The organism is Achromobacter sp. CSND-B12 (assembly GCF_052906545.1).
Map to the genome: position 1 here is coordinate 3,190,760 of NZ_JBREGJ010000001.1, position 24,645 is coordinate 3,215,404.

Annotated in this window: 26 protein-coding genes; 9 read left to right on the forward strand and 17 right to left on the reverse strand. The window is 67.8% G+C overall.

Translation table 11 applies throughout. The features are described 5' to 3' along the window. Positions 1–134: 134 nt before the first annotated feature. Together ACUTAG_RS14985 and ACUTAG_RS14990 are read left to right on the forward strand one after the other, a co-directional pair. The gene (locus ACUTAG_RS14985; RefSeq protein WP_131727034.1) at positions 135–1,235 is read left to right on the forward strand and encodes a hypothetical protein; all 1,101 of its coding nucleotides are present in this window, start codon (positions 135–137) and stop codon (positions 1,233–1,235) included. Positions 1,236–1,908: 673 nt separating this feature from the next. Further along, positions 1,909–2,241: a hypothetical protein gene (locus ACUTAG_RS14990; RefSeq protein WP_446650228.1), complete on the forward strand. Its 333-nt coding sequence runs from the start codon at positions 1,909–1,911 to the stop codon at positions 2,239–2,241. A 94-nt stretch (positions 2,242–2,335) separates the two neighbouring features. Here ACUTAG_RS14990 and ACUTAG_RS14995 read toward each other — a convergent pair whose 3' ends face one another. Continuing rightward, entirely contained in the window at positions 2,336–3,292 is a 957-nt protein-coding gene (locus ACUTAG_RS14995) for a GlxA family transcriptional regulator (RefSeq protein WP_446650229.1), read from the reverse strand. 138 nt (positions 3,293–3,430) lie between these two features. Here ACUTAG_RS14995 and ACUTAG_RS15000 point away from each other — a divergent pair, with 138 nt between their 5' ends. From ACUTAG_RS15000 to ACUTAG_RS15020, 5 genes are all read left to right on the forward strand, one after another. After that, on the forward strand, positions 3,431–3,742 hold the full coding sequence (locus ACUTAG_RS15000; RefSeq protein ID WP_049070432.1) for a DUF3817 domain-containing protein: 312 nt from the start codon (positions 3,431–3,433) through the stop codon (positions 3,740–3,742). Between the two features lie 3 nt (positions 3,743–3,745). Next, complete coding sequence (locus ACUTAG_RS15005; RefSeq protein WP_058665486.1) at positions 3,746–4,174, forward strand: CopD family protein; 429 nt, start codon at positions 3,746–3,748, stop codon at positions 4,172–4,174. Positions 4,175–4,181: 7 nt separating this feature from the next. Continuing rightward, positions 4,182–4,481 carry a hypothetical protein gene (locus ACUTAG_RS15010; protein WP_446650230.1) on the forward strand — a complete coding sequence of 100 codons (300 nt, stop codon included), beginning with the start codon at positions 4,182–4,184 and terminating at the stop codon, positions 4,479–4,481. Next, positions 4,478–4,795, forward strand: coding sequence for a helix-turn-helix domain-containing protein (locus ACUTAG_RS15015; protein ID WP_026383998.1), 318 nt, complete (start codon positions 4,478–4,480; stop codon positions 4,793–4,795). Before ACUTAG_RS15010 ends, ACUTAG_RS15015 begins: the two co-directional genes overlap by 4 nt. A 137-nt stretch (positions 4,796–4,932) precedes the next feature. Next, positions 4,933–5,358 carry a toxin gene (locus tag ACUTAG_RS15020; protein WP_446650231.1) on the forward strand — a complete coding sequence of 142 codons (426 nt, stop codon included), beginning with the start codon at positions 4,933–4,935 and terminating at the stop codon, positions 5,356–5,358. A gap of 30 nt (positions 5,359–5,388) precedes the next feature. Here ACUTAG_RS15020 and ACUTAG_RS15025 read toward each other — a convergent pair whose 3' ends face one another. After that, positions 5,389–5,817, reverse strand: a complete 429-nt coding sequence (locus ACUTAG_RS15025; protein WP_446650232.1) for a VOC family protein — start codon at positions 5,815–5,817, stop codon at positions 5,389–5,391. Between the two features lie 30 nt (positions 5,818–5,847). On the opposite strand from ACUTAG_RS15025, the gene ACUTAG_RS15030 reads away from it, so the two are divergent. Further along, on the forward strand, positions 5,848–6,234 hold the full coding sequence (locus tag ACUTAG_RS15030) for a YkvA family protein (RefSeq protein WP_446650233.1): 387 nt from the start codon (positions 5,848–5,850) through the stop codon (positions 6,232–6,234). 13 nt (positions 6,235–6,247) lie between these two features. Here the strand turns inward: ACUTAG_RS15030 and ACUTAG_RS15035 are convergent, their stop codons facing one another. The 6 genes from ACUTAG_RS15035 to ACUTAG_RS15060 form a co-directional block, all read right to left on the reverse strand. Continuing rightward, on the reverse strand, positions 6,248–6,949 hold the full coding sequence (locus ACUTAG_RS15035; protein WP_446650234.1) for a hypothetical protein: 702 nt from the start codon (positions 6,947–6,949) through the stop codon (positions 6,248–6,250). 12 nt (positions 6,950–6,961) lie between these two features. After that, positions 6,962–7,594, reverse strand: coding sequence for a LysE family translocator (locus tag ACUTAG_RS15040; protein WP_006389443.1), 633 nt, complete (start codon positions 7,592–7,594; stop codon positions 6,962–6,964). Positions 7,595–7,626: 32 nt separating this feature from the next. Next, positions 7,627–8,151, reverse strand: a complete 525-nt coding sequence (locus ACUTAG_RS15045) for a DUF4189 domain-containing protein (protein ID WP_006389442.1) — start codon at positions 8,149–8,151, stop codon at positions 7,627–7,629. 8 nt (positions 8,152–8,159) lie between these two features. Continuing rightward, positions 8,160–8,750, reverse strand: a complete 591-nt coding sequence (locus ACUTAG_RS15050) for an isochorismatase family cysteine hydrolase (protein ID WP_446650235.1) — start codon at positions 8,748–8,750, stop codon at positions 8,160–8,162. Positions 8,751–8,868: 118 nt separating this feature from the next. Further along, a complete protein-coding gene (locus ACUTAG_RS15055) occupies positions 8,869–9,783 on the reverse strand; it encodes a hypothetical protein (protein WP_172965870.1) in 915 nt (304 codons plus the stop codon). A 130-nt stretch (positions 9,784–9,913) separates the two neighbouring features. Further along, positions 9,914–10,645: a FadR/GntR family transcriptional regulator gene (locus ACUTAG_RS15060; RefSeq protein ID WP_446650236.1), complete on the reverse strand. Its 732-nt coding sequence runs from the start codon at positions 10,643–10,645 to the stop codon at positions 9,914–9,916. A 222-nt stretch (positions 10,646–10,867) separates the two neighbouring features. Between ACUTAG_RS15060 and ACUTAG_RS15065 the strand changes: the two genes are divergently transcribed. Then, positions 10,868–12,259: an MFS transporter gene (locus tag ACUTAG_RS15065; RefSeq protein ID WP_054482369.1), complete on the forward strand. Its 1,392-nt coding sequence runs from the start codon at positions 10,868–10,870 to the stop codon at positions 12,257–12,259. Positions 12,260–12,450: 191 nt separating this feature from the next. On the opposite strand, the gene ACUTAG_RS15070 is transcribed toward ACUTAG_RS15065, so the two are convergent. The 9 genes from ACUTAG_RS15070 to ACUTAG_RS15110 all read right to left on the reverse strand — a co-directional run bounded on the left by ACUTAG_RS15070 (position 12,451) and on the right by ACUTAG_RS15110 (position 24,645). Then, positions 12,451–14,880 (reverse strand): TonB-dependent siderophore receptor, encoded by a 2,430-nt coding sequence (locus ACUTAG_RS15070; protein WP_446650237.1) that lies wholly within the window; start codon positions 14,878–14,880, stop codon positions 12,451–12,453. 97 nt (positions 14,881–14,977) lie between these two features. Next, positions 14,978–16,003, reverse strand: coding sequence for a FecR family protein (locus tag ACUTAG_RS15075; RefSeq protein ID WP_446650238.1), 1,026 nt, complete (start codon positions 16,001–16,003; stop codon positions 14,978–14,980). After that, entirely contained in the window at positions 16,000–16,545 is a 546-nt protein-coding gene (locus tag ACUTAG_RS15080; RefSeq protein ID WP_327761137.1) for an RNA polymerase sigma factor, read from the reverse strand. Before ACUTAG_RS15080 ends, ACUTAG_RS15075 begins: the two co-directional genes overlap by 4 nt. A 171-nt stretch (positions 16,546–16,716) precedes the next feature. After that, entirely contained in the window at positions 16,717–18,369 is a 1,653-nt protein-coding gene (locus tag ACUTAG_RS15085; protein ID WP_446650239.1) for an acyl-CoA synthetase, read from the reverse strand. Between the two features lie 9 nt (positions 18,370–18,378). Then, positions 18,379–19,443 (reverse strand): phosphotransferase family protein, encoded by a 1,065-nt coding sequence (locus ACUTAG_RS15090; RefSeq protein WP_054506123.1) that lies wholly within the window; start codon positions 19,441–19,443, stop codon positions 18,379–18,381. Further along, entirely contained in the window at positions 19,440–20,666 is a 1,227-nt protein-coding gene (locus ACUTAG_RS15095; RefSeq protein WP_446650240.1) for an acyl-CoA dehydrogenase family protein, read from the reverse strand. Before ACUTAG_RS15095 ends, ACUTAG_RS15090 begins: the two co-directional genes overlap by 4 nt. Positions 20,667–20,694: 28 nt before the next feature. Then, the gene (locus ACUTAG_RS15100) at positions 20,695–21,456 is read right to left on the reverse strand and encodes an SDR family NAD(P)-dependent oxidoreductase (protein WP_446650241.1); all 762 of its coding nucleotides are present in this window, start codon (positions 21,454–21,456) and stop codon (positions 20,695–20,697) included. Between the two features lie 33 nt (positions 21,457–21,489). Beyond that, positions 21,490–23,637, reverse strand: a complete 2,148-nt coding sequence (locus ACUTAG_RS15105; RefSeq protein WP_446650242.1) for an acetate--CoA ligase family protein — start codon at positions 23,635–23,637, stop codon at positions 21,490–21,492. A 36-nt stretch (positions 23,638–23,673) separates the two neighbouring features. After that, a complete protein-coding gene (locus ACUTAG_RS15110; RefSeq protein ID WP_446650243.1) occupies positions 23,674–24,645 on the reverse strand; it encodes a tripartite tricarboxylate transporter substrate binding protein in 972 nt (323 codons plus the stop codon).

Sequence of the window (24,645 nt, forward strand, 5' to 3'; positions counted from 1 at the left end):
GCTATTTGGTGCAGAATTGATAATAGTAAAAGTCATACCTGATAGTATAAAAACTTTGTAGTGAAACGAAGTTCGGAGGTGCCGGACGAGATGTATTGTTCTATTATTTTTCTCTTTGATCCCGGCAGGAAAAAATGGTTGCTTCAGAAAAAACAGAGGCCTCAAATTCTAATAACAGGTGGTGGGAGTCTTATCTCGTTAGATATTTCCTGGGATTCGTAGTCGGCGCTATATGCATAGCAGCCATTGTGATATACAGTGGCCTGGTGCCAGGGGCATTATTTGTAGCAAATGAGGCGTCACGGGTAGTCTCCAATGAGCCTAAGTACGGGATGACATCAATTGTCGTAGCGGTTGCTGTGCTGGGATTAGCATATTGTTATGTAGCTAGTACTCCCATTACCGTTTTGCATGCAGGGCGATATAGCAAGGGGGCGGCCGACAGGCTATCGCGGTTCTTTTGGTTCGGCTGGGTCCTTGTGCTAAGCATTTTGATGTTCATCCCACAGCTGGCGAAATTTCGATTCTCATGTGGATTGGTTTTCTATGCGGCCGCATTTGTAATTTCCGGCGTATTCATTGCCTTGTGGCGATTTGATAACGGCGAAGGAGCTACTGGCGCAGGTAATGCGGTTGTCGGTAGGTCGAAAGCAATAGTGCCTGAATCGGGCGCCGTTGATTACAGAAATCGTGATTACGTACTGATTTTTCCATTTTTCTGCGCAATCTGGTCTTTCTCTCAGTTCATTCCCCTTTATTTTGGGGTTGATCCGAAAATATCCGATATCAGGCTTCTTGTGATCGGGGCGCCTGTTGTTTGGATTGGTCTCGCGCAGTATTTCGTGCTTTTTAAAATTTTCAATGGCTCGAAGGATAACTACGAATTCTATAAGAAGCTTTTTGCTGCAAGGCGAAAGGCCGGGGCGAGAGATGTGCGCGATACCTATTCCCACCTTCGCGAGCATTCGAACGCTATCTTCATTGTGGCCGTTGAAATTAGCATGCTTGCACTAGTGCTCGGCGGTATGAGGATAGACCGAGCTGGTGCTCGAACCTCTCATTGGGATAGTGTGACTTTTTGGCTATCGGCATTGGGAATTTGGATCGTACCCACTATATTCATGTGGTCGCGAGCAAATGCGATGGAGCGATATTTTTCAGAGAATTCCGAACAGTTTCTCGCTGAGGACAATCAAGCGACACGAAGCGATCCGCATGAGGTGAGTGGCATCTAGTCTTTAATCGCGCTATTTTATTAATATGCCGATATTGTCTATGGAAATTCTCGCTCGGCAAGTGTTAACTCCGGCACTCCACGAATGGCTTCTAATAAAGTAGTGCCATTCGTTCGGCCTTGGATGGAGAAAGCTGCTGAAGTGCCGGGTTGACATACGATCGGGTGGGTCTGTACTTATAACCAAGCACTGATCGATCTACTCGGGATGACTTTCGCAAGTCGGGCAAGTTAGGAATTTAGCTTGCTAAATTGATGATGCGGGGGCGGCGAGGGTCGACCTACATGCTTGGTTGACCGTTACTACAGAGCGAGCTCGTTGACGTCACATCTCAATCGCTACTGTTAGCGAGATAGTGGCGTTTCTGATGGATAGACCGCCCGTATTCCATACTATCATCCCCCACCCGTACAGCCTCTTTTACGGTCTATACTTTCTCGGCTACTACACCAACGGTAGCCCGGTTTGGAAGCCGGCAATGTCTTTGGCGGACCGCCGCCGCTTGGCGGCTTTTTCACGTCCATCCGCCTCTGCACGTCCCTATGGGCGGGCCCTGGCGAGGGTGCGTTCGCGCACGCCGGTTTCCAAAGACGCCGGTCTTCCAACCTTGCCTTGCGCCCGCCCACCCCATTTGGAAGTGGGGAGCGGGCTTCATCAGTCTTTGGAGCCTGTCATGCAATCCCACCCCCTCACCCCAAACCCCTGGCTGGTCGAAACCGACCCCGAGCACGCCCCGGTCGCCCTCTCCCATCTCTACAACATCGAACGCGCCCGCTACGCCATCCAGACCATCGCCCGCTTGGTCGGCAACAGCGCCTCGGAACCCGCCGCTACCGGCAGCCAGCCGCTGGACGCATGGACGGTGGCCGCGTTGATGGGTGGTGTGGAAGGCCTGTGCGATCACCTCGGTACCCTGACCGACGCCATGCTGGAATCGGCCCGCGCCTACGCCGATGACGCCGCGTTCGACGCCGCCACGCACAACGCGCCGCGCTCGATCCAGTAACCCGAAAAGGACCAACGGCCTGTCGCGTAATGCGTCAGGCCAGTTCCAGGCCACCAAGCGTCAGGCCTCTCCATCCCCAAGCATCAGGCAGCCCTCACGCCGCCCGCCGGAACGCCCTTCGATACCCCATCGGGCTCGTCCCCACGATCCCCGTGAAATGCTCCCGCAGCGACACCGCTGACCCGAACCCCACCTCCATTGCCACCCGCTCCACCGGCAGGTCCGTCGTCTCCAGCATCCCGCGAGCACGATTCACGCGGGCCTGGATCACCCATTGCAGCGGACTCACCCCCAGTAGTTCCTGAAACCGCCGGTTCAAGGTGCGCACGCTGACCGCGGCCTGGGCGGCCAGCGCGGCGACGGTCAGGTTCTCGGCCAGTCGGTGTTCGATCCAGTGCAGCAGCGGCGTCAGGTCGGTGTGCGAGGCCGGCGTGGGCCTGACGATGAATTGCGCCTGGCCGCCGGCGCGTTCCAGCGGCACGACGGCCAGGCGGGCGCTGTTGGCGGCAACGGCGGCGCCGTGGTCGCGCTTGATCATGTGCAGGCACAGGTCCATGCCGGCGGCGGCGCCGGCGGAGGTCAGAATCTGGCCGTTGTCGACGAACAGGACGTTGGGGTTGACGTCGATGGCGGGGTAGCGGCGCGCGAGCAGGCCGGCGGCTTTCCAGTGGGTGGTGGCCTTGAGGCCGTCGAGGATGCCGCTGGCGGCCAGGACGAAGGCGCCGGTGCAGATGGAGGCGATGCGGGCGCCTCGGGCGTGGGCGTGGCGGATCAGGTCGAGGATGTCGTCCGAGACGCTGTCGGCCGGGTCGGCCAAGCCGGGGATGACGAGGGTGTCGGCGCCGCGCGCGGCGTCCAGGCGGTGGCGGATGTGCAGGTCGTAGGCGTGGGCGCGGACGCGGGGTTTGCCGGCGTGGACCTGCACGGCGTAGGGGCGGCGGCCGTCCAGGGTTTCGGCGAGCTGGAAGATCTCGCAGGGGATGGACAGGTCGCCCGCGACGAGGCCGTCGAAGGCGAGCACGGCGACGCGGTGCGGGGTGGGCGGGGGCATGGGGCTAGGGCCTTGGGACGGGTCGGGCGGACGGCGGCGCACGGTTGGCGGATTTCTTTCGAAGATTGGCATTTTGGCCAATGGCTGGCGATTGCGCCAGCCCGGACAATGCCGCTCATCCTGTTGCGAGACGCTGCCATGCCCCTGAAAGACGCCGATGCTTCGACCCCTGCTCTCTTCAAGTGGGCGGCCATGCTGGAAGGCGTGACGCTGCTGGCGCTGCTGGGCGTCGCGGTGCCGTTGAAGCATCTGGCCGGGATGCCGCAAGGGGTGTCGTGGGTGGGGCCGGTGCATGGGGTGGCGTTCATGGTCTATATCGCGCTGGCGTGCAATGTGGCGTCGGCGCAGGGCTGGCCGCGCCAGCGGCTGGTGTGGACGTTGGTGGCGACGCTGGTGCCGTTTGGCGGCTTCGTGATCGCGCGTTCGCTGCGCCGCGCGCGGGAGGCATGAGCGATGGCGTATCTGCTGATCAAGTCGCTGCACCTGGCGTTGGTGCTGTTCTGGGTGGCGGGGATGGTGGTGCAGGCCTTCGTGCTGGCGGCGGCCGACAAGCTGCCGGGGCCGGCTTTGCCGCAGGAGCTGGCGCGCCTGCGGCTGCTGCGCAAGTGGGAACGGCTGCTGACCACGCCGGCGATGGTGGGCGCGTTGGCCAGCGGCGTGTATCTGGCGACGAGCGCGGGCTGGTTTGGCAGCGGGTGGCTGTCGGTGAAGCTGGCGTTGGTGCTGTTGCTGGCGGCGGTGCACGGGATGCAGGCGGGACGGCTGCGGCGGCTGGCGGAGGCGGCGGGTGACGGCACCGAGGCGGGGCGTGCGCGACTGGTGCCGGTGGTGCTGGCCGCGCCGGTGCTGATCATTCTGCTGGTGGTGATGAAGCCGTTCTGAGGGCGGCATGCCGCTCGATGGCCTCGATGGCGGCTTGCATCTTCAAGCGCGTCGACGCGTTGGCGGAATGCACACGGATCTTCGGCGGCGTCCGGCCGTGCAGGACGACCTGTTCTTCAAGCCACAACAACAAAGGGGCGCGGGCGCGCCGTTCTGTCGGTCGGATATCAGCGGTTGCAAACGTTGCGGGGCAGGCAGCCCCGTCAGAATGGCCTTTCTGACGGTCGCCGGAATCAGCGATCCGAACGCCCGGGAAAAGAGGATGCTCAAGGGCATGTTGGACGCGGAACGTGAGGCACGGCGATGAAAAAAAAGCGAAACCTGTATGCGGAAATCGCCGAAGGCTTTGATGCGCTTGCGGCTGAGCGTGAGGGAAAACAAACGCTGCGTACGCACAAAGTGGAAATTAATCCTGCTCCTGATCTGACCGCCGAGGAACTCCTGGCCATACGCGAGCGTTTGCACCTGTCACGGCAGGTGTTCGCGCACTATCTGCGCACCAACCCCCGAACCCTCGAAAAATGGGAACAGGGTCGCGCCAAGCCAAATGCGCAGGCCGCTTTGCTGATTCGGCTGGTCGAGAAGTTTCCCGACACCGTGGAGCGATTGGCGGCGGTGTAACGAACGCGCACGCGGTAGCGTATCGAAGCGCAGCCATTCGCTTCGTCCGAAACCCTTGGCCCGTACGCGCATGGGGACGTTGAAGCCCGTCAAAATGGGTTTCAGTCGATCCCCAGACGCGATACGCGTGCGTTGCCATGAATGCCCTGTTTGTCGAGTTGCCCGAATTCTCTCGCCATCGCGAGGAATTCCTGGCCGACGACGAATTTCGCGCGCTGCAATGCCTGATGTTGAAACTGCCCGAGGCCGGCGCCGTCATCGAAGGCACCGGCGGGCTGCGCAAGCTGCGTTACGTCGACCCGCAGCGCAGCCGGGGCAAGCGTAGCGGCTTGCGAGTCATCTATTACTGGTGCGACGCCGAGCGGCAATTCTGGCTGTTCCGGTTGTATGGCAAACAGGATGTGAACGACAGCAATTCCGCCATCCGCAAGATGTTCGCCAAGTTGCTGGCGCAGGCGCTGGCGGCGCCGAGAGGCGCGCCAGCGGCCATCACGCGCAGGGTGCCGAAGGCCCCGACGCATTACCGGGCGCCGAAGCATTCGGTGAAGGCCAGGGCTGAATAAGCCGTCGGTCTGATTTGCCACGGGTCTTCGTCAAACCCTCTGCACAAACGCCAGCGTATATCCGTTGCCATCCACCAGCCCAAACTCATGGGAGCCATAGGCCATGCGTTGCAACGGCCAGGCGATGGGTGTCTTGTCCTTGACCTGCCGGTAGAACGCTTCGACATCGGGAAGCGAGAAATACAGGGTGCCGCTGAATCCCGGCGCCCGCTTCCACAGATCGAGCGTGGTGAAGATCAGCCGGCCCCCGTGTTGCTCCACCGTGAGCGTGCCTTCGGCGGAGTCGGTGACGGTGAAGCCAAGCACAGACCCGTAAAAGTCGCGGGTTGCGGCGAGATCGGTGGTGTGCAGCAAGGCGGAAAGCGGCATGGCGATGTCCTGCGCGATGGGGGGCCACACGATTCTTTCATGGATCGCCTGATCACGTTTTATCCTTCGGGTTAGCAATCTGGAATTCATCGCCGTTCCCCGAGCCGCAGAGCCGATCCCATGCCAACCCGCGACCGCCTAAAAACCTGGGCCCGGCGCATCAAGCGCGATGGCCTGACCCTCTGGTTCGCCGGCAAGCACCCCCGCACGCCCTGGCACGCCAAGGCGCTGGGCGTGTTCGTGGTGGCCTACGCCCTCAGCCCCATCGATCTGATTCCCGACTTCATCCCGGTGCTGGGCTATCTGGATGATGTGCTGTTGCTGCCGGGCCTGATCTGGCTGGCCATCAGGCTGTTGCCGCCCGATGTTCTGCAGGAATGCCGCAACCAGGCGGACGCGTGGATCCAGGCCAAGCGCGAAAAGCCGCGCAGCCGGGTGGGCGCGGTGGTGATCGTGCTGTTGTGGGTGGCGGTGGTGACGGTAGTCGGCTACTGGCTATGGCGCTGACGCGGCGCGCGGTTCAATCTTCCAGGAACCCCAGCGTGCGCAATTCCGCGATCGCGCCCAGTTCCTCGTCGCGCCGTTTCTTGGGCGCGCCCAGCGATGCGGCCAGCAGCATGGCAGGCTTGTCGGATTCATCGAAGCCGCGCAGCACGCTGTCGGCGACGGGAAAGGCCTTGGCGAAGCTCGCATCCAGCGCCTGTTGGCCACGATAGCGGCCGCGCTTGTCCAGGATCACCTGCGTTTGCGGATCGCGCCGGATCAGGTGCAGCGGCACGCCTTCGCAGCGCAGCCCCAGCAGCCTGGCTTCGCTGATGTCCAGCGCCCAATCGGTCTCGGCATAGAACGCGGCGCGGGCGGTCTCGAATTGCTGGAGCCGGTCCGCATCCGTGCAGAACGCTTCGGGCGTCCGGTTCAAGTTGATCTTGCCGATCTTGCCCTTCAACGTGACCCGGCGAAGGAACGCGGCCCACACCAGCAGGATGGGGTTGGTGGACAGGTCTTCGACCACCACGTCCTCGAACATGCACGGCTTGATCTCCGAATTCACGACGCGGCATTGCGACAGCGTTACGTTCCGCACGAGCGACATGCGTTGCGGATACTTGACCATCGACAGGCCGCAGTTGTCGAAGGCGCAGTCGTGCAGTTGCAGGTCGTGGAAATGCGCGTTGCCCTTGTCCAGGGCCATGCGGAATTCCTGGCCTTCGATCTTTTGCATGGAGCGCGCGCGTCAGTTGCGGCTGGCGGTGGCCAGGCGCAGCGCCAGCGCCAGGAACACCGATCCCAGCACGTACTGCGGCCAGCGCGACACGCGTTGGCGGCCGGCCCAGCGCCGGCTGAGCTGGTGCGCGGCCAGGATGACGGCGCCGTTGATGAACAGGCCGATGACGTTGAGGATGGTGGCCAGCACCAGGATCTGCAGGGCCACCGAGCCGTCCTGCGGCCGCACGAACTGCGGGAACAGCGCCAGCACGAACAGCGCCATCTTGGGGTTGAGCAGGTTGGTCAGCAGGCCTTGCAGGAAGACTTCGCGCACGGGTGAGCGGGCCCGGCCCGCATCGGGCATGTGCGACACGGGGCGCGAGCGGAAGGTGCGCACGGCCAGGTACAGCAGGTAGAGCGCGCCGGCGAAGCGGACCACGTCGTAGGCCATGGGCACCGCCACGAACAGCTGCGACAGGCCGAAGGCCGCCAGCAGCGCGTGGCAGTAGGTGCCGGCCTGGATGCCGGCCAGCGAGGCGAAGCCGGCGGCCCTGCCCTGCGCGGCGCTGCGCGAGGCGATCAGCAGCATGTCGGGGCCGGGCGTCATGGCCAGGGCGACGCAGGCGCCGCCAAAGAGCACGAGGGTGGCGGGGTCGAGCATGGCGAGTCCTTGGGGCGGCCGGTGGCGGTCGATTATTGGGCCGGCACGGGCAGGCTGCAACCGGTGTAGAACGCCTGGCAACTGGCGCCGGTGTCCTTCTCGCAGGTTTCCAGCGCGCGCATGCGGGCCAGCTCTTCGCCGGCGGCGGTGACGGAATTGACCAGCACGCCGCTGCCCTTGGGCGACGGGCCGTAGGCGACCGCCACGCACTGGTCGTGGTAGGTGGTGTTGATGACGCAGCGGGCGCCGCCCTTGGTGGCGCATTGGGCCAGCGCGTCTTTTTCCGCGCGGGCCTTGCTGGCGCGGTCGGCCGAGATGCCGATCGAACCGGACAGCGCGTCATAGGCCACGGCGCCCCAACGCTGGGCGTCGCGCGACGAGGCGGTGGACGCGCCGCCCGCGGCAGGCGCAATCTCCACGGGGATCGGCACGCATTGCTGGCCGGGCGTGCCGACGCTGGGCGCGTAGCCGTCGGGGCAGCCTTGTTCGGCTTGCGCCACGGCGGCGTGGGAAAAGTTCAGGGCGATGGCAAGGGAGGCAATGATCAGGGTACGCATGGGTCAACTCACTGGTTCGATAGGCCGCCCAGCAGGGACAGGGCGGCGTCCAGCGACAGCACGGTCGTGCGGGACTCGAAAGCGGTCGCGAACAGGTGGTCGTGCACGACCGGGTCGGGGTCGTAGCAACAGTCCTTGACGGTCAGCAGGCGGTAGTCGGCGTCGCTGGCGTGGGCGATGGACGACAGCATGACGCCGGTGGACGCGACGCCCACCATGATCAGGGTGTCGATGCCCTGGGCCGACAGCCGCGGTTGCAGGTCGGTGCCGAAGAACACGCTGGCGCGATGGGCGAGGATGATGGGTTCGTCGTCGCGCCGGCCGAGTTCGGGCGAGACGCGGTCATGCACGAAGCGGCTCAGCTGGCGGATGCCCTGCCCGTTCTTGTTGAGCGGGCTGACTTCCGGATAGCCGGGACTGAAGTGGATCTTGGCGAAGTAGACGCTCGCACCGGCGCGGCGGGCGGCATCGCATAGCTGCCGCGTGTTGGCCAGCAGCGTGGGGGCGACCGACGGGAACAGGTCCATGATGTCGGTCTGGTAGTGCATGACCAGCAAGGCGGTGCGCGCGGGGGTGATGGCCGGGGGCGGGGAGGTCATGGTCGCTCCGTGAAGACGTTCTTCATGACCAGTCAGTTTAGCGGCAGTCGCGGGACGGGGCACGGGCCGGGTTGCCGGACGTCGCGCCCCGGTTTTTTCGTGTTCGCCGCGTTGTCGTCTACTTTTCGGCGTACTTCTTGCCGGCTTCGTCGTAGACGTAGCTGACCGCGTCGGCGGGGCCCAGTTTGCGCGTCTTGCCCGGGCCGGAGATTTCGGTGCCGCTGGGGGTGACGGTCAGGCGCGGCATGTCGCTGCCGTTCTGCGCGGTGAAAGTCAGCTTGCCGGTCTTGGCGACGCAGGGCATGACATCGCCGTCGGCGCAGGCGGCGCTGTTGTCGTCGCCGGTGAGGATGCTGCCGACGTAGGTCCAGACCTTGTCCTTGAGCTCGTCGCGCGGGCCGGGATTGAAGACGAACAGGGCGTAGCCTTCGAAGCTGGTGCCGTTGTCAAAGCCCTGGGTCGGCACGGCCAGCAGCAGCTTGCCTTCCGGGGTGCGGTAGTCGAGCGGCTTGCGGCCGGTGTCGACGGCTTCGGCCCGTTCGTAGGCGCCGAACATGCCTATGGTGTGCTCCATGCCGCGGAACTTCCAGGGGCGCTCGGCGGTGGAGCCGGTCAGCGTGAAGGTGGCTTCGGCCAGGTTGACCTGGGTTTCGGGGCCGGCTTCGTCTTCGCCGGGCTTGCCGTATTTTTCGCGGGTGTCCCAGGTGAAGCCGGTGAAGTATTGCGTGCCGCCCAGTTCGAAGGCGTGGCCGAACCAGTAGGTGGCGACGCTGCCGTTGGCCACTTCGTACGAGTCGGCGCCCTTGCCGTCGATCTGGTAGATGGCGTACATCACCGTGGGGGCATCGGGCGGAGCGACCTTGGCGGCGGCCGGTTGCGTGTCCTGGACGGCGTCCAGGCGCGGCTTGGACGCGGGTTCGGCCGCGCTGGCGGGGTTGAACAGGGTGGCCAGGGCGACGGCGCACAGGCCGGCGACGGTGGCGCGCAGCGGCGGACGGCGCGGGAACGGGCGGGTTTGCAGACGCGTATTCATGTCGGATTTGTTCTCGTCGGTCTTCGATAAGCGCACCGAGGCGCATTGTGCGGCGCCATCTTAGAGGGTAGATGGGGCGGGCGTCGGACAGCGATTTGCCAATTGTGTCCGACTGCAAGTGGTGGCGTACTCAGGGACGGTCGGGATGCGCCATGCGTTCGAGCTTCTGCACGTCCAGCCCCATGCGCCGGCCCGAGGCCAGCAGGTGCGCGGCGGCGGCCTGGCGGGCGGCGTCGGGGTCCTTGGCCTGGATGGCGTCGAACAGGCGCAGGTGTTCCTGCTGCGCGAGGCGCGGCCCGCCGGCCAGCCGGGCCGAATTCTGCCAGCCCATTTCGCGCGCCTTGAGAAGCTGGCCTTCGATGAAGCCGCTGAAGGCCACCAGGTAGGCGTTCTGGGTCGAGCCGGCGATGGCGGCGTGGAAGTCGACGTCGGCCTTGGACGCGGCGGGATAGTCGCCTGCGTGCCGCTCCATGCGCTTGAGCGCATCGCGCATGCGTGCCAGGTCGGCGGTCTTGCGGCGCAGGGCGGCGGCTTCGGCGGCGGCGGTTTCCATCCAGAAGCGCAGTTCGAACAACTGCGCCAGGTCCTTGGCCGAGGTGTCGCCGCGCGGCAGGCGGAACACGCTGCCGGCGGGGTTGGCGGCGACGTAGGCGCCCACGCCCTTGGTGGTGACAAGGACGCCGTCGGCCTTCAGTTGCGAGACGGCTTCGCGGATGACCGGGCGGCTGCAGCCCAGCGTGCGTGCCAGTTCCTGTTCGGCCGGCAGGCGCGAGGCGGGCGCGAAGCGGCCTTCGGCGATCTCCTTGCGCAGGGCCGCGATGACCTGGTCCACCAGCGTCAGCGGACGCTCGATAACTTGCATGTCTGCTTCCTATCCAATGGCGAAGACAAAGGCTGCGCGATGCCGGCCGGCGCCGCCCCTGGCGCCATGATATCGCTTCGCCCAAAGCCCGGCGCAGGCCCGTTGCATGGTGGATTATGCCTTGCTATGCTGTCTTACAGCCTGACAGCTATCCGCCTTTCCCGCGCCCCGCCATGGCCGTATCCGCCGTGCGCCACGGACGCCGCCCAGGAGCCGTCCCGCATGCCGTCCTCCTCAGAAAGCACCCTGGCTTTGCCACAGATCGGCGACGGCCTGCCGGGCCGGCAAAGGCTCTGGGCGGTCTCCACGCTCATCCTGGGCAGCGCGATCGCCACGCTCGATACCTCCATCGCCAACACCGCCCTGCCGACCATCGCGGCGGATCTGCGCACCACGCCGGACGCTTCGATCTGGATCATCAATGCCTACCAGATCGCCATGGTGGCCACGCTGCTGCCGTTCGCCGCGCTGGGCGACATCGTCGGCCATCGCCGCGTCTATCTGTATGGCCTGCTGGTGTTCACGCTCGCGTCGCTGGCCTGTGGCGTGGCCGACTCGCTGGCGCTGCTGACGGCGGCGCGCGTGCTGCAGGGCGTGGGCGCGTCGGGCATCCTGGGGGTCGGCACCGCGCTGATCCGGCTGACGTTTCCCAGCAGCCAGATCGGCCGCGCGCAGGGCATCAATGCCTTCACCGTGGCGGTGTTCTACGTGGTGGGGCCGTCGGTGGCGTCGGCGGTGCTGGCGGTCAGCACCTGGCACTGGCTGTTCCTGATCAACATTCCGCTGGGAGCCGTGGCAATGGCGATGGCGTGGCGCACGCTGCCGCGCAATCCGCCGCGCAAGGCGCCGCCGCGTTTCGACGGCGTGGCGGCGTTGCTGCTGGGCGCGACCTTCGCGCTGGCGGTGCTGGCGCTGGGCGATGCGGCCCATCATGCCGGCTGGACGCGCATCCTGCCCGAGGCCGCCGCCGCGGCGCTGTGCTGCGCCCTGCTGCTGCGCCGCCAGCGCGCGCATCCCGCGCCGATGCTGCCGGTCGACCTGTTCCGGCGGCCGCTGTTCGCGATGTCGGTGGCCACGTCGGTGCTGTCTTACGCGGCGCAGGGGCTGGCGCTGGTGGCGTTGCCGTTCCTGTTTCAGATGAGCCTGGGGCGTTCCGATGTGCAGACGGGCCTGCTGCTGACCGCCTGGCCGGTGGTGGTGGCGGTGGCCGCGCCGCTGGCGGGGTTTCTGTCGGAACGCCATTCGGTCGCGCTGCTGGGCGGCGGCGGGCTGCTGGTGCTGTGCGTCGGCATGGTGCTGGTGGCGCTGCTGCCGGCGCAGGCGTCGGATGCCGACATCATCTGGCGGCTGGCGGTGTGCGGGGCCGGCTTCGGTTTTTTCCAGTCACCCAATCTCAAGGCCTTGACGACCAGCGCGCCGGCCGAACGCAGCGGCGCGGCCAGCGGCATCATTCCCACCGCCCGGCTGATCGGCCAGGCTTCGGGAGCGGCGCTGGTGGCGGCATGTTTCACGCTGGTGGGCGCCGGGGGCGCGCAAGTGGCGCTGTGGATCGGCGCGCTGCTGGCCGGTGTCGCGTGTGTCGTGAGTTTTCTACGGATTCTTGCGCAGGAATGACGGCGCGCGCGGACGCGCGGCAACGCGACTTGCGCATGCCTACGCAGCCAGGCGCCAGCTATGTGCTGATGCGCGAGCGGGATATCGCGGCGCGCCGCTTCGATCTGGCGCGCGTCACCTATCAATGCGACTGGCGTCTTGCCATTGAATGGTCGGCCGGGCGCGCTTGCGGCGGCGCGTCCGGCCCAGGCTCAATACGTCGCCTTCAGGTTCAGCATCACGCTGCGCGGCTCGCCGTAGTAGTTCGAGCCATACGCCGCCCACACGCGCTGGTAGTAGACCTTGTCGAACAGGTTGTTCACCGTCAGGGTCGCTTCCAGGTGCTTGTTGAAGCGGTAGCCGGCCTGCGCCGATACCGTGGTGTACGGGCGTTGTTCGAACTTCACCGGGCCGTTCAGGCGATACATGCTGCTGACGCTGCGCAATCCGGCGCCCAGCGACAACCCTTCCAGCGTGCCGGTGGCGAAGCTGTACTTGGTCCACAGGTTGAAGGTGTGGCGCGGCGTGATGAAGACGTATTGCTGCGACTTCTGGTCTTCCGTGCCTTTCAGCGTCTTGGTGGTGGTGTAGGCATAGCCGGCGGTGATGTCCCAGCCGGGCGCCGGACTGCCGCTGATCTCGGCCTCGAAGCCCTGATTGCGCATCTTGCCCGCCGCCATCGAGAACAGCGGATTGTCCGGGTCCGTCATGGCGCGGTTCTCGTCTTCCATGCGGAACAGCGCCACGTGGCCGTTCAGGCGCTTGTCCAGGAATTCGCCCTTCAGGCCGATCTCGACCTGTTTGCCGGTGCGCGGATCCAGCAGCTGGCCGTTGGCGTCGGTGGTGGTCTGCGGCGTGAAGATGCTGGTGTAGCTGGCGTAGGCCGACAACTGCTCGTTCAGGTCCACCACCAGGCCCAGGTACGGCGTGAACTTGCCGTTGATGTTGCTCTTGGTGTTGGTGAACTGGTTGAAGTAGGCGTTGCGGTTCTGCGTGCGGTTTTCCCACCAGGTCAGGCGGCTGCCGGCGATGACGGTGGCGGCGTCGGTGACGCGCAGGTTGGCGCGCGCGTACAGGCCGTATTGGTCGGTCTTGCTGTCGTTGCCGTTGGTGTATTCGTAGTCCGGCCTGGGGACGTTGTTGTCGGGGTGGAACAGGTTGATGTCGGCGTTGTCGCCGCCGCCGTAGCGGAAATTCTTGTGCACGTTGCGGTAGTCGGCGCCCACGGTCAGCTCGTGCTCGCGGCCGAAGGCCTGGAATGGCGTGGCGACGAAGGCGTCCAGGCCGTAGGTCTTCCAGTGGCTGCGGTATTTCCAGGTGACCAGGCAGGTGTCGCCAGTGACTGGATCGACCGCGCAGTCCGACCAGCCGAACTGGCGGCTGGGCTCGTCCTGTTCGCGGTAGACGCCGCTGACCTTGATGCGGCCGCCGTTGGACAGGCGGTGGTCGATGTCGGCGAAGTACTCGGTGATTTCTTCGGTGATGTGGTTCCAGCTGGGGTCCAGGTTGGTGGAGCGGCGCACGTCGAGCAGGCGCCCGTCGGTGTAGCCGGGCAGGCCAAAGAAGGGTCGGCCCTTGTATTGCTGGTAGGTGGCGCCGGCGGTCAGCGTGGTATCCGGGGTGAGGTCGAAGCTGAGGGTGCCGTAGAACAGGGGCTTCCTGGTGTAGACGCCGTCGACGAACGAGCCGCGGTCGTCATAGGACGCCACGACGCGGCCGCGCAGGCGGCCGTCGCTGTCGAGCGGGCCGGTCAGGTCGGCCTCGGTGTAGTAGCGGTCCCACGAGCCGGTCATGACCTGGCCGCTGAAACCGAATTCCTTTTGCGCGCGCTTGCGCACCAGATTGACGGTGCCGCCGGGATCGCCCGCGCCCTGATACAGGCCCGATGGGCCGCGCAGCACCTCGATGCGGTCGTAGATGGCCAGGCCGAAGCCGGCGCTCAGGTCGTTGCCGGTGCTGGCCGGCGTGTTCACGCCATCGACCTGGATGGTGTCGAGCGCGTAGCCGCGCGAATAGAAATTGCCGTGGTTGCCGCCGATGCTGCCGGCTTCCACCGTGATGCCGGTGACGGTGCGCATGGCGTCGTCCAGGTTCACCAGGTTCTGGTCGTCGAGCAACTGGCGCGTCACCACCGAGACCGATTGCGGGATCTGGCGCAGGCTTTGCGCGTTCTTGCCCAGGGTGACGGCGGCGGGGGTGTAGGAACCGGTGCCCTCGGTGGTGGCGAGGTCGCGGCCGGTAACCGTGACGGGCGCGAGCGTGGTGGCGTCGCTGGCGGACGCGCCGGCGGGCGAGCGCACCATGAAGCCGTTGCCGCTGGGCACGGCCACCAGGCCGCTGCGGGCCAGCAGACGGTCGAGCGCGGCTTGCGGGGTCATGCTGCCGGACACGGCGGGCGCGCGCAGGCCGGCGACGCTGTCCGGGCTGAACAGGACCTGCACCTGCGCCTGGCGGCCCAGCGCCACCAGCGCGTCGGCCAGGTTGCCGGCCGGCAGGTCGAAGGCCTGCGCGGCGGCGCGGCCCTGGGCGTGGGCCGCGGACGGCGCCAGGGCCTGTGCCGCCAGCGCGGCGCCCATCGACAGCGCGCACAGCAGCGCGTAACGGCCGGCGCTTTGCCGGCGGCGGAAGTGGCGTTGCGCCATGGTCGTTCCTCGGTGTGGAAGTGGATCTACACGGGGGAAGACGCGCGACTTGCCATAACCCGTACCTGCTGAATGAAAATAATTTCGCCTGGCCGCTTCAGCGGCTGGCGATCACCGCGGTGCCGTCGGGCCGGCGGGTCAGCGTGACCGGCAGCAGGCCGGGCAGCGTGTCGAGGAAAGCCTCGGGGTGGCGCAGGTCCAGCGTGCCGGACAGCCGCAGGCGGCGGGCGCGGTCGTCGGCGAAACGCAGCGGCGCGTCGCGGTACAGGGCCAGGTAGCCGGCCAGCTGTTGCAGGGTGGCGTCGTGCACCACCGCCACGCCGTCCTGCCAGGCGCCGACTTCGCCGGGCGGCACCTGCGCGCGCGCCAGCAGCCGGGCGTCGGCGCGCGCGAGCAGCACCGTGTCGCCGGCGTGAAGCATCTGCGGGCCGGGGCTGGCGGCGCCGTCGGCATCCAGCCGCACCTGGCCGCTGCGCACGCCGACCTGCAGCAGGTCGGGCAGCAGCAGCACATTGAATTCGGTGCCGATGTCGCGCAGTCGCGCGCCGCCGGCGGATACCAGCAGCGGCCGGCGGTCGGGCGCGGCGTCGATGTAGACCTCGCCGCCTTCGATGTCGATGCGGCGTTCGGCCAGGGTGTAGCGCACGTTGACGCGGGTGCCCACGTTGGCGTGGATGCGGGTGCCGTCGGCCAGGTCCAGGCTGCGTGTCTGGGTGGAGGCGTTGGCCACCGATTCGTAATTGACCGGCAGGTATTGGTAGGCGGCGCCCGCCAGCAGGACCAGCGCGGCCAGCGCGCCGCCCCAGCGCAGGAAGGCGGGCCGCGGCTGCCGCGCGGCTGCGGGCCGTCGGGTGGCGACGCCGATGGGCTGGGCGGCGTCGGCGGGAACAATGTGGGCGGCGCCGGCCGATGCGCGATCCGGCGCGCTGGCCGGACGCGGCAGCGCGGCCAGGTCATCCCACACCTGCGCGAGCTTGTCGTATTCCTGCCGGTGCAGCGGCGATTGCGCCAGCCAGGCCTGGAACGCCTGTTCGGCATTGGCATCGGACGCGCCTTCCCGGCGGCGCATGAACCATGCGCTCGCGGCCTCTTCGACTGCGGATAGGGAACGGGACGGGGTCATGACGATTCGCCGTGGACGCGGCGCTTGCAGTGCGCCAGGGCCAGTTGCAGGTGCTTTTCGACGGCGCGCACGGAGATGCCCATGCGCGCGGCGATGTCCTCGCAACGCAGCTCATCATACCGATAAAGCAGGAAGGCCTCGCGCTGGCGCGGCGGCATGTCGTCAATGGCGGCCTGCAGCAGGCGCAGGCGCTGGTTGGCGTCGGCGCGCGCGTCGGGCTGCCAGCCGGCCGCGGTTGCCAGGCTACCGGACGGCGGTGTGTAGGCCTGGTCGTCCAGGCTGGCCACCATGTGCTCGTCGCGCACGGCTTCGCGGCGCCAGTGGTCGCGCAGCAGGTTGCGGGCGATTTCATAGAGATAGGCGCGCGGCTTTTCGGGCGGCTCGGCGCCGCGGCTGGCGGCCAGCCAGCGCGCGAAGGTTTCCTGCGCCAGATCCTGGGCGGCGTCGGGCGAGCGCTTGAGCTGGCGGTTCAGGAAACCGACCAGCTCCGCGTTCCATGCCTTGTATGCCTCGGCGATCGCGCCGAAGAACCGCTCCCCCATGGTGCCCCTAAGTCCGATGTCCGTCGCGCGGCCAGCGAACCCGGCGCGTTGTCTTGGCGTCGATAGAATGATAATGATTCGTATTGTATCAACATTACCAGGCGGCGCGAGACGTCATGGTCGGAGCCTGGAGAAGGCGGCCCGGTGTCGGGCTGTCGGCCGGCTGGCGCTTCAATTGTCGGCAGCCTTGTCCGCCAACGCCGCCGCCTGCTCGCGCAGCACGAACTTCTGGATCTTTCCGGTCGAGGTCTTGGGCAGGGCGCCGAACACCACGGTGCGCGGCGTCTTGAAGCGCGCCAGGTGTTCGCGGCAGTAGGCGATCAGGTCATCGGCGCTGCGCGACGCGCCCTCTTTCAGCGTGACGAAGGCGCACGGCGTTTCGCCCCACACCGCGTCGGGCCGCGCCACCACGGCGGCTTCCAGGACGTCGGGGTGGCGGTACAGCACGCTTTCGATTTCCACGGTCGAGATATTTTCGCCGCCCGAGATGATGATGTCCTTGGCGCGGTCCTTGATCTCGATGTAGCCGTCGGGATGCACCACGGCCAGGTCGCCGGAATGGAACCAGCCGCCGGCGAAGGCGTCGGCGGTGGCGTCGGGGTTGTGCAGATAGCCCTTCATTAACGTATTGCCGCGCAGCATGATCTCGCCCAGCGTGGCGCCGTCGGCGGGCACCGGCCGCATGGCGGCGTCCATCACCTGCACCGCTTCGACGTTGAGCTTGCGCACGCCGATGCGGGCCTTGAGCGCGGCGCGCTCGGCCAGGGGGCGGTCGTCCCATTCGTCGTGCCAGGCGCAGCTGATCGACGGGCCGTAGGTTTCGGTCAGGCCGTACAGGTGGGTGACGCCCACGCCCAGTTGCTCCATCGCTTCGATGATGGCGGCGGGCGGCGCGGCGCCGCCGGTCATGGCCTGCACGCGGTGCGTGGCGCGGTGGCGCGCGTCCGCGGGGGCGTTGACCAGCATGTTCAGCACCACCGGGGCGGCGCAGAAGAAGCCGACCCGGTGGCGGCGGATGGCCTCGAAGATGGCGGCCGGCTCCACGCGCCGCAGGCAGACGTTGGTGCCCGCCAGCGCCGCCATGGTCCACGGGAAGCACCAGCCGTTGCAGTGGAACATGGGCAGCGTCCACAGATAGACCGCGTGCGGCGGCATGCCGCAGGCCAGCACGTTGCCGGTGGCGTTTAGGTACGCGCCGCGATGGTGATAGAGCACGCCCTTGGGGTTGCCGGTGGTGCCCGAGGTGTAGTTCAGGCAGAGGTTGTCCCATTCGTCCCGCGGCCCCTCCCAGGGCGCGTCGGCCGGTTGCGCGGCGAGCCAGGCTTCGTACTCCGCATCGCCCAGGTCGCCGTGCGAGCCGGTGTATTCGCTGTCTTCGATGCGCACGGTGCGCGGCGGCGCGCGCAGGTGGCCCAGCACTTCGCGCACCAGCGGCGCGTACTCGCTGTCGTACAGCAGCACGGTGGCGCCGCCGTGCTCCAGGATGAACGCCAGCGTGCGCGCGTCGAGCCGGGTGTTGAGCGCGTTCAGCACCGCGCCGGCCATCGGCACGCCGAAGTGCGCTTCGTACAGGGCCGGCGTGTTGGGCGCGAGCACCGCCACCACGTCGCCACGGCGCACGCCCCAGGCGGCCAGCGCCGCGGCCATCTGGCGGCAACGGTCGTAGGTGGCGCGCCAGCTCTGGCTACGGTCGCCGTGCAGCAGCGCGGCGCGTTCCGGGTAGACGGCCGCCGCCCACGCCAGGAAACCCAGCGGCGTCAGGGGCTGGTGGTTGGCGGCGTTGCGGGGCAGTGTTTCGTCGGACGCGGATGGCGATGCGGTCATGATGCGCTCCTAGTGGCCTGCGGTGGCCAGGCGTGCGGATTCGCGTTGCGCGGCCTGCCAGCCGAGCGCGGCCAGCGGTTCGACGCGCGCGCCCATCTCCAGCGCATCGGTGGCGGCGGCGTTGCCGGCGCGGGCGCGCGCGTACACGCCCTGCAGGATGGCGGCGATGCGAAAGAAGCTGTAGGCCAGGTAGAAATCCCAGTTGGGCGGCGGCGCGATGCCGCGCGCCTCGCAATAGGCGCGCACGAACTGCGCTTCGTCGGGAATGCCCAGCGCCGCCAGGTCCAGGCCGGCGATGCCGCGCCACAGGGCCGGCGGGATGCGCCAGCACATGCAGTGATAGGCCAGGTCCGCCAGCGGATGGCCCAGGGTCGACAGCTCCCAGTCCAGCAGCGCGATGGCGCGCGGCGCGTCGGGCGCGAACACCAGGTTGTCGATGCGATAGTCGCCGTGCACCAGGCGGGTCTGGTCGTCATGCGGCAGATGTTGCGGCAGCCAGTCGATCAGCGCGTCCATGGCGGCGATGGATGTGGTCTCGGTGTCGCGATATTGGCGGGTCCAGCGCGCCACCTGGCGCGCGAAGTAGTCGCCGGCCTTGCCGTAGTCCGCGAGCCCGACGGCGGCCGGTTCCACCGCGTGCAGCGCGGCCAGCACGCGGCCGGTCTCGGCATACAGCGCGGCGCGCTCGGCGGGCGCCAGGCCCGGCAGCGCCGGGTCCATGAAGACGCGGCCGCGCGCATAGCTCATCAGGTAGAACGGCGTGCCGACGATGGAAGGGTCGGCGCAGTAGTGCAGCATGGCCGGCACGGGCACGGCGGTGCCGGCCAGCGCGGCCATGACGCGGTATTCGCGATCGATGGCGTGGGCCGAGGGCAGCAGCGTGCCGGGCGGCTGCTTGCGCAGCACGCGCGCGCCGCTGGCGTCTTCCAGCAGGTAGGTCGGGTTGGATTGGCCGCCCGTCAATGCCCGGGCGCGCAGGCCGCTGGCGTTGCCCAGGCCCTGCGCCGACAGGTAGGCGGCCAGCGCGGGCAGCCAGTCGGCGGCGGCGTTGGTGGCGTGATCGGGCGCGCTCATACCAGCGCCTTGCGCGGCGCGTCCGCGTCGTCCCACCGCCAGAACGCATCGCCCTGGTCCATCAGGTAACGCGCCAGCACCATCTTGTGCACTTCGGAGGCGCCGTCCACCAGCCGCGCCTGGCGCGCGTAGCGGTAGATCCATTCCAGCGGCGTGTCCTTGGAATAGCCGCGCGCGCCGTTCAGCTGCAGCGCGGTGTCGACCACCTTGTGCAGGGTTTCCGACACCACGATCTTGGCCATGGAGATTTCCTTGCGCGCGAAGTCGCCCTGGTCCAGCCGCGCGGCGGCGCGCATGGTGAGCAGTCGGCCGATCTCGATCTGCATGGCGGCGTCGCCCAGCAGCCATTGCACGCCCTCGCGGTCGGCCAGCTTCTGGCCGAAGCTGCTGCGTTCGCCGACGTAGTCCACCGCCACCGCCATGGCGCGCCGCGCCAGGCCCAGCCAGCGCATGCAGTGCGTCAGGCGCGCCGGACCCAGGCGTATCTGCGTCAGCTTGAGGCCGTCGCCCACTTCCATCAGGCGGTTCTCGTCGGGAATCTCGAGGCCGTCGAATTCCAGCTCGCAATGGCCGCCGTGTTCTTCCGGACCCATGATGGGGATGCGGCGCACGATGCGCCAGCCGGGCTGGTCGGCGTCGAACAGGAAGGCCGACAGGCCCTTGCGGGCGTCGTCCGAAGTGCGCGCAATCAGGATGAAATGCTGCGCGGCGCGGGCGCCGGTGATGAACCACTTGCGGCCGTGGATCAGCCACTTGTCGCCCTGGCGGGTAGCGGTGGTGCGCATCATCGACGGGTCCGAGCCGCTGCCGGGGCTGGGTTCGGTCATGACGAAGGACGAGCGCACCTTGCCGTCGATGATGGGCTGCAGCCAGCGGTCCTGCTGGTCGGGCCGCGCCACCTGCGCCAGCACCCGCATGTTGCCGTCGTCGGGTGCGGCGGCGTTGAAGGCGGCCGGGCCGAAGATGGAGCGGTTCATTTCTTCATAGCAGGCGGCCAGGCCCACCATCGGCAGGCCCTGGCCGCCGCGCTTGCGCGGCATCTGCAGGGCCCACAGGCCGGCCTCGCGGGCCTTGGCGCGCACGCGGTCCAGCAGGGCTGCGTCGATGTTCTCGTGGTCGTCGTAGTTGGCGCGGTCGGCTTCCAGCGGAATCAACTCGCGGTCGACGAAGGCGCGCACGCGCTGGCGGTAGTCTTCCAGTTCGGGGGGCAGCGAAAAATCCATGGCGGGGTCTCCGGATGGGGATGCGGGTTCAGAGCGAGCTGGCCAGGTGGCCGCCATCGACGTCGATGACGGCGCCCGTCATGTAGGCCGAGGCATCGGAGGCCAGCAGCAGCAAGGGGCCGTCCAGGTCCTGCGGCGTGCCCAGGCGACGCTGCGGGATGCGCTTGACGAGGGCCTGGCCGGCGGGCGTGGCGAAGAATTCTCGGTTCAGGTCGGTGCCGATGTAGCCGGGCGCCAGCGCGTTCACGCGGATGCCGTGGCGCGCCCATTCCAGCGCCAGGGCGCGGGTCAGGTGCAGCAGGCCGGCCTTGGCGGCGATGTAGGCGGCCACGTGCGAGGCCACGCGCTGGCCCAGGATCGAGGCGATGTTGACGATGGCGCCGGGCCGGCCGTGGCGCTGGAAGTGGCGCGCGGCGCATTGCGCCACCCGCCACGCGCCGTTCAGGTTGACGTCGATCAGGCCGGTCCACTCGTCTTCGCTGATCTCCAGCGCGGGGCGCGTCATGGCGATGCCGGCGTTGTTGACGACGATGTCGACCGGGCCGAGCGCCTGCTCGACCTGGGCGAAGGCCGCCTGCACGCTGTCGGGTTGGGTGACGTCCATGCCCGCGACGCAGGCCTGGCCGCCCTGCGCGCGGATCTCCGTTGCCAGGGCTTCGCCCAGTTCGGTCCGGCGCCCGCACAACGCCACGCGCGCGCCGGCTTCGGCCAGGCGCAGCGCGAAGTGGCGGCCCAGTCCGCTGTAGGCGCCGGTGACCAGCGCGGTCTTGGATTTCAGGTCTTCAAACATCGGTGTGTCTCCTTTGTTTGTGTGCCGGCGGCCTCAGGCCGTCATCCTTGCGGCGGGCTGGCTGGCGGCATGAAGTTCCACCAGCGCGTCCACCGCCACCGCGCCCTGCCCCACGGCGCCGACCATCACCGGGTTGATGTCGACCGACGCCAGCCGCGGGCCGGCCGCCAGCGCGTAGTTGCCGAGCGCCACCGCCTGTTGCGCCAGGGCGGCGACGTCAGCGGGCGGATCGCCCCGCACGCCTTGCAGCAACGCGCCGATGCGCAGGCGGCGCAGCTTCTCGACCACCTGCGCGGCATCGAACGGCGGCATCAGCACCGCCACGTCGCGCAATGCCTCGACGTACTTGCCGCCGCTGCCGATCATCACGACCGGCCCCAGCACCGGATCGACGCGCGCGCCCAGCGCGCATTCGTGCAGGCCGCGCTGCATCCGCGCCACCAGCCAGGCGTCGTCGCGAACGTTCAGCTTACCCAAGGTTTGGGCTTGATGGGAAAACGCGGCGCGCAGCGCGGTTTCATCGTCCAGGCCCAGCGCGACCAGTCCGTGTTCGGACTTGTGCGGCAACTGCGCCGAGCAAGCCTTCAACGCCACCGGCGCGCCGATGCGGCGCCACGCGGCAATGGCCTCGTCGGCCGTGCGGCAGACGGCGTGTTCGATCACCGCCAGTCCGTTGCCGGCCAGCAGCGCCAGGCTGTCCGCTTCGGACAGGAAGCCAGCGGCGTCGTTCGGCGCCGGCTCCGCCGTCACAATGCCTTGCGATGCTGGCGGCGACGCCATGCGGCCGCGTTCGCGCAACCGCCGCAGGCGCAACAGCGCCGACAAGGCATCCATCGCCTGGATCTCGTCGGCGTAAACGGGCAGGCCGTGCGCGCGGAACGTGGCGGCGACGTTGTCCTGCCACGCCACCACCACCACCGGCCTGGATGCCGCCTGCGCAAAGCCGGCCGCGTCCGTTGCGAACGAATCCACGTCGTAGCCGCGCCCCGCCACTGGAATATCGAGCAGGAACATGTCGGCCGCCGGGTCGGCGCCGATTACGGGCAGCACTTGCCCGAACAGGCCGTTGTTCGACAGCAGCGCGGCGGTGATGTCCACGGGGTTGACGGTGGTGGCATAGCCGGGCAGACGCTCGGCCAGCGCCTGCTGGGTGGCGTCGGCCAGCGGCGCGATCTCCAGGCCGCGCTCGGCGGCCGCGTCCGAGGCCAGCACGCAGCTGGCGCCGGAGTTGCTGACCACCACCACGCGCGGCCCTTGCGGCAAGGGGCTGCGCAGGGCCAGCTCGGCGTAGCGCACCAGTTCCTGCGGGTCGCGCGCGCGCAGGATGCCGTGGTGTTCGAAGAACGCATCGACCGCGCGGTCTTCGTTGGCCAGCGCGCCGGTGTGCGAGGCCGCGGCGCGCGCGCCTGCCTCGGAGCGGCCCGACTTGACCACGATCAGCGGCACGCCGCGCGCCCGCGCCAGCGCCGCCGCCTCGGCCAGCGGCCCTGCCTCGCGCAGCGATTCCAGGTACAGCAGCACGCAGCCGACTTCCGGATCGCGCAGCGTCGCGCAGGCCAGTTCGGCGACCGACACGTCGGCCTCGTTGCCGGTGGCATGCACGTGGCGCACGCCGATGCCGCGCTGGCGCAATAGGCCGTAGACCATGGCGCACATGCCGCCGCTCTGGCTGATGACCGCCACCGGCCCGTCGCCCGGCGCCACCTCCAGGAACATGGTGGAGAAGCTGGCGATGGCGCCGTTGCCGAAGTTGGCCAGGCCCTGCGAGTTGGGGCCGACGATGCGCATGCCGGCGGCGCGGGCGCGCGCTGTCATCGCCTCCTGCAGGGCGCGGCCGGCCTCGCCGGTTTCCGAGAAGCCGGCCGAGATGACGATGGCCGCCGCCACGCCCAGCGCGGCGCAGTCATCCACCGCCCGCACCGCCTGCTCGCCGGCCACCGCCACGATCGCCAGGTCCGGCGCCGCGGGCAACGCGGCCAGGCTGGGCCAGGCGCGTTCGCCCTGGACTTCGGCGCGTTGCGGGTTGATCGGGTACAGCGCGCCCGCATAGCCGTGGCGCCGCATGTAGTGGATGGGTCGGCCGCCGATCTTGTCGGGATTGTCGGAGGCGCCGACGATCGCGATCGAGGCCGGATCGAGCAGGCGCGCGAGGCTGGCGTCGCCGGTGGGTACAGAAGCCATGAAACTCCCCAAGGTAGGATGAAGGCGGGCGCGGGGTCAGTTGACCGTGGCGCCGGAAGTCTTGACCACGCCGGCCCATTTCTCGACCTCGGTGTCGAGGAAGCGCGCCGTGTCGGCGGGCGTCTTCCATTCCGAGGCGAAGCCCTGGGCGGCGAATTTCTGCTGGATGTCGGCGCGGCCCAGCACCTTCTGCAAGGCGCCGTTCAATCGGTCCACCACCGATGCCGGCGTGCCGGCCGGGGCCAGCAGCCCGTTCCAGGCGGTGGCTTCGTAGCCCGGCAGCCCGGCCTCGGCCACGGTGGGCACGTTGGGCGCGGCGGGCGAGCGCGCCGCGCCCGTCACGGCCAGCGCCTTGAGCTTGCCGCCGTTCACATACGGCATCGACGACAGCATGGTGTCGAACATCAGGTCGGCCTGGCCGCCCATGACGTCGGTGAGCGCCGGCGCGCTGCCGCGATAAGGCACGTGCACCATGCGCACGCCGGCCATGGCGTCGAACAGCTCCGCCGCCAGGTGGGTGGATTGGCCGTTGCCCGACGAGGCGAAGGTCAGCTTGCCCGGCGTGGACTTGGCCAGCGCGATCAGCTCACGCACGTTGCTGGCGGGCAGGTCGGGGCGTGTCACGATCACCAGCGGGCCGGCGGTCAGTAGCGACACCGGCGCGAAGCTCTTGCGGGTGTCGTAGTTCAGGTTCTTGAACAGCGACATGTTGATGGCGTGGGCCGTGGTCGCCAGCAGCAGCGTGTAGCCGTCGGGCGTGCTCTTGGCCACCATGTCGGCGCCGATGTTGCCGCCGGCGCCGGAGCGGTTGTCGACGATGATGGTCTGTTTGAGTTCGTCGCCCAGGCCCTGCGCGACCACGCGGGCCACGATGTCGGTGGGGCCGCCCGGCGGGTAGGGCACCACCAGGGTGATGGGTTTGGTCGGCCAGTCCTGGGCGGCCGAGGCGGCGGCTGCCACCAGGGAAAGCGCGGCCAGGGCCGTGCGGCATGCTGCGATTGCGCGCAT

Bases quoted from the DNA above. Each gene is read 5' to 3' on its own strand.
- ACUTAG_RS14985 (WP_131727034.1), top strand. From the start codon at position 135: ATGGTTGCTTCAGAAAAAACAGAGGCCTCAAATTCTAATAACAGGTGG.
- ACUTAG_RS15070 (WP_446650237.1), bottom strand. From the start codon at position 14,880: ATGGCGCAACGCCACTTCCGCCGCCGGCAAAGCGCCGGCCGTTACGCG.
- ACUTAG_RS15035 (WP_446650234.1), bottom strand. From the start codon at position 6,949: ATGCAAAAGATCGAAGGCCAGGAATTCCGCATGGCCCTGGACAAGGGC.
- ACUTAG_RS15050 (WP_446650235.1), bottom strand. From the start codon at position 8,750: ATGACCTCCCCGCCCCCGGCCATCACCCCCGCGCGCACCGCCTTGCTG.
- ACUTAG_RS15065 (WP_054482369.1), top strand. From the start codon at position 10,868: ATGCCGTCCTCCTCAGAAAGCACCCTGGCTTTGCCACAGATCGGCGAC.
- ACUTAG_RS15010 (WP_446650230.1), top strand. From the start codon at position 4,182: ATGCCGCTCGATGGCCTCGATGGCGGCTTGCATCTTCAAGCGCGTCGA.
- ACUTAG_RS15020 (WP_446650231.1), top strand. From the start codon at position 4,933: ATGAATGCCCTGTTTGTCGAGTTGCCCGAATTCTCTCGCCATCGCGAG.
- ACUTAG_RS15110 (WP_446650243.1), bottom strand. From the start codon at position 24,645: ATGCGCGCAATCGCAGCATGCCGCACGGCCCTGGCCGCGCTTTCCCTG.
- ACUTAG_RS15075 (WP_446650238.1), bottom strand. From the start codon at position 16,003: ATGACCCCGTCCCGTTCCCTATCCGCAGTCGAAGAGGCCGCGAGCGCA.
- ACUTAG_RS15030 (WP_446650233.1), top strand. From the start codon at position 5,848: ATGCCAACCCGCGACCGCCTAAAAACCTGGGCCCGGCGCATCAAGCGC.
- ACUTAG_RS15080 (WP_327761137.1), bottom strand. From the start codon at position 16,545: ATGGGGGAGCGGTTCTTCGGCGCGATCGCCGAGGCATACAAGGCATGG.
- ACUTAG_RS15040 (WP_006389443.1), bottom strand. From the start codon at position 7,594: ATGCTCGACCCCGCCACCCTCGTGCTCTTTGGCGGCGCCTGCGTCGCC.
- ACUTAG_RS15025 (WP_446650232.1), bottom strand. From the start codon at position 5,817: ATGAATTCCAGATTGCTAACCCGAAGGATAAAACGTGATCAGGCGATC.
- ACUTAG_RS15045 (WP_006389442.1), bottom strand. From the start codon at position 8,151: ATGCGTACCCTGATCATTGCCTCCCTTGCCATCGCCCTGAACTTTTCC.
- ACUTAG_RS15015 (WP_026383998.1), top strand. From the start codon at position 4,478: ATGAAAAAAAAGCGAAACCTGTATGCGGAAATCGCCGAAGGCTTTGAT.
- ACUTAG_RS15090 (WP_054506123.1), bottom strand. From the start codon at position 19,443: ATGAGCGCGCCCGATCACGCCACCAACGCCGCCGCCGACTGGCTGCCC.
- ACUTAG_RS14995 (WP_446650229.1), bottom strand. From the start codon at position 3,292: ATGCCCCCGCCCACCCCGCACCGCGTCGCCGTGCTCGCCTTCGACGGC.
- ACUTAG_RS15095 (WP_446650240.1), bottom strand. From the start codon at position 20,666: ATGGATTTTTCGCTGCCCCCCGAACTGGAAGACTACCGCCAGCGCGTG.
- ACUTAG_RS15000 (WP_049070432.1), top strand. From the start codon at position 3,431: ATGCCCCTGAAAGACGCCGATGCTTCGACCCCTGCTCTCTTCAAGTGG.
- ACUTAG_RS15100 (WP_446650241.1), bottom strand. From the start codon at position 21,456: ATGTTTGAAGACCTGAAATCCAAGACCGCGCTGGTCACCGGCGCCTAC.
- ACUTAG_RS15105 (WP_446650242.1), bottom strand. From the start codon at position 23,637: ATGGCTTCTGTACCCACCGGCGACGCCAGCCTCGCGCGCCTGCTCGAT.
- ACUTAG_RS14990 (WP_446650228.1), top strand. From the start codon at position 1,909: ATGCAATCCCACCCCCTCACCCCAAACCCCTGGCTGGTCGAAACCGAC.
- ACUTAG_RS15055 (WP_172965870.1), bottom strand. From the start codon at position 9,783: ATGAATACGCGTCTGCAAACCCGCCCGTTCCCGCGCCGTCCGCCGCTG.
- ACUTAG_RS15060 (WP_446650236.1), bottom strand. From the start codon at position 10,645: ATGCAAGTTATCGAGCGTCCGCTGACGCTGGTGGACCAGGTCATCGCG.
- ACUTAG_RS15085 (WP_446650239.1), bottom strand. From the start codon at position 18,369: ATGACCGCATCGCCATCCGCGTCCGACGAAACACTGCCCCGCAACGCC.
- ACUTAG_RS15005 (WP_058665486.1), top strand. From the start codon at position 3,746: ATGGCGTATCTGCTGATCAAGTCGCTGCACCTGGCGTTGGTGCTGTTC.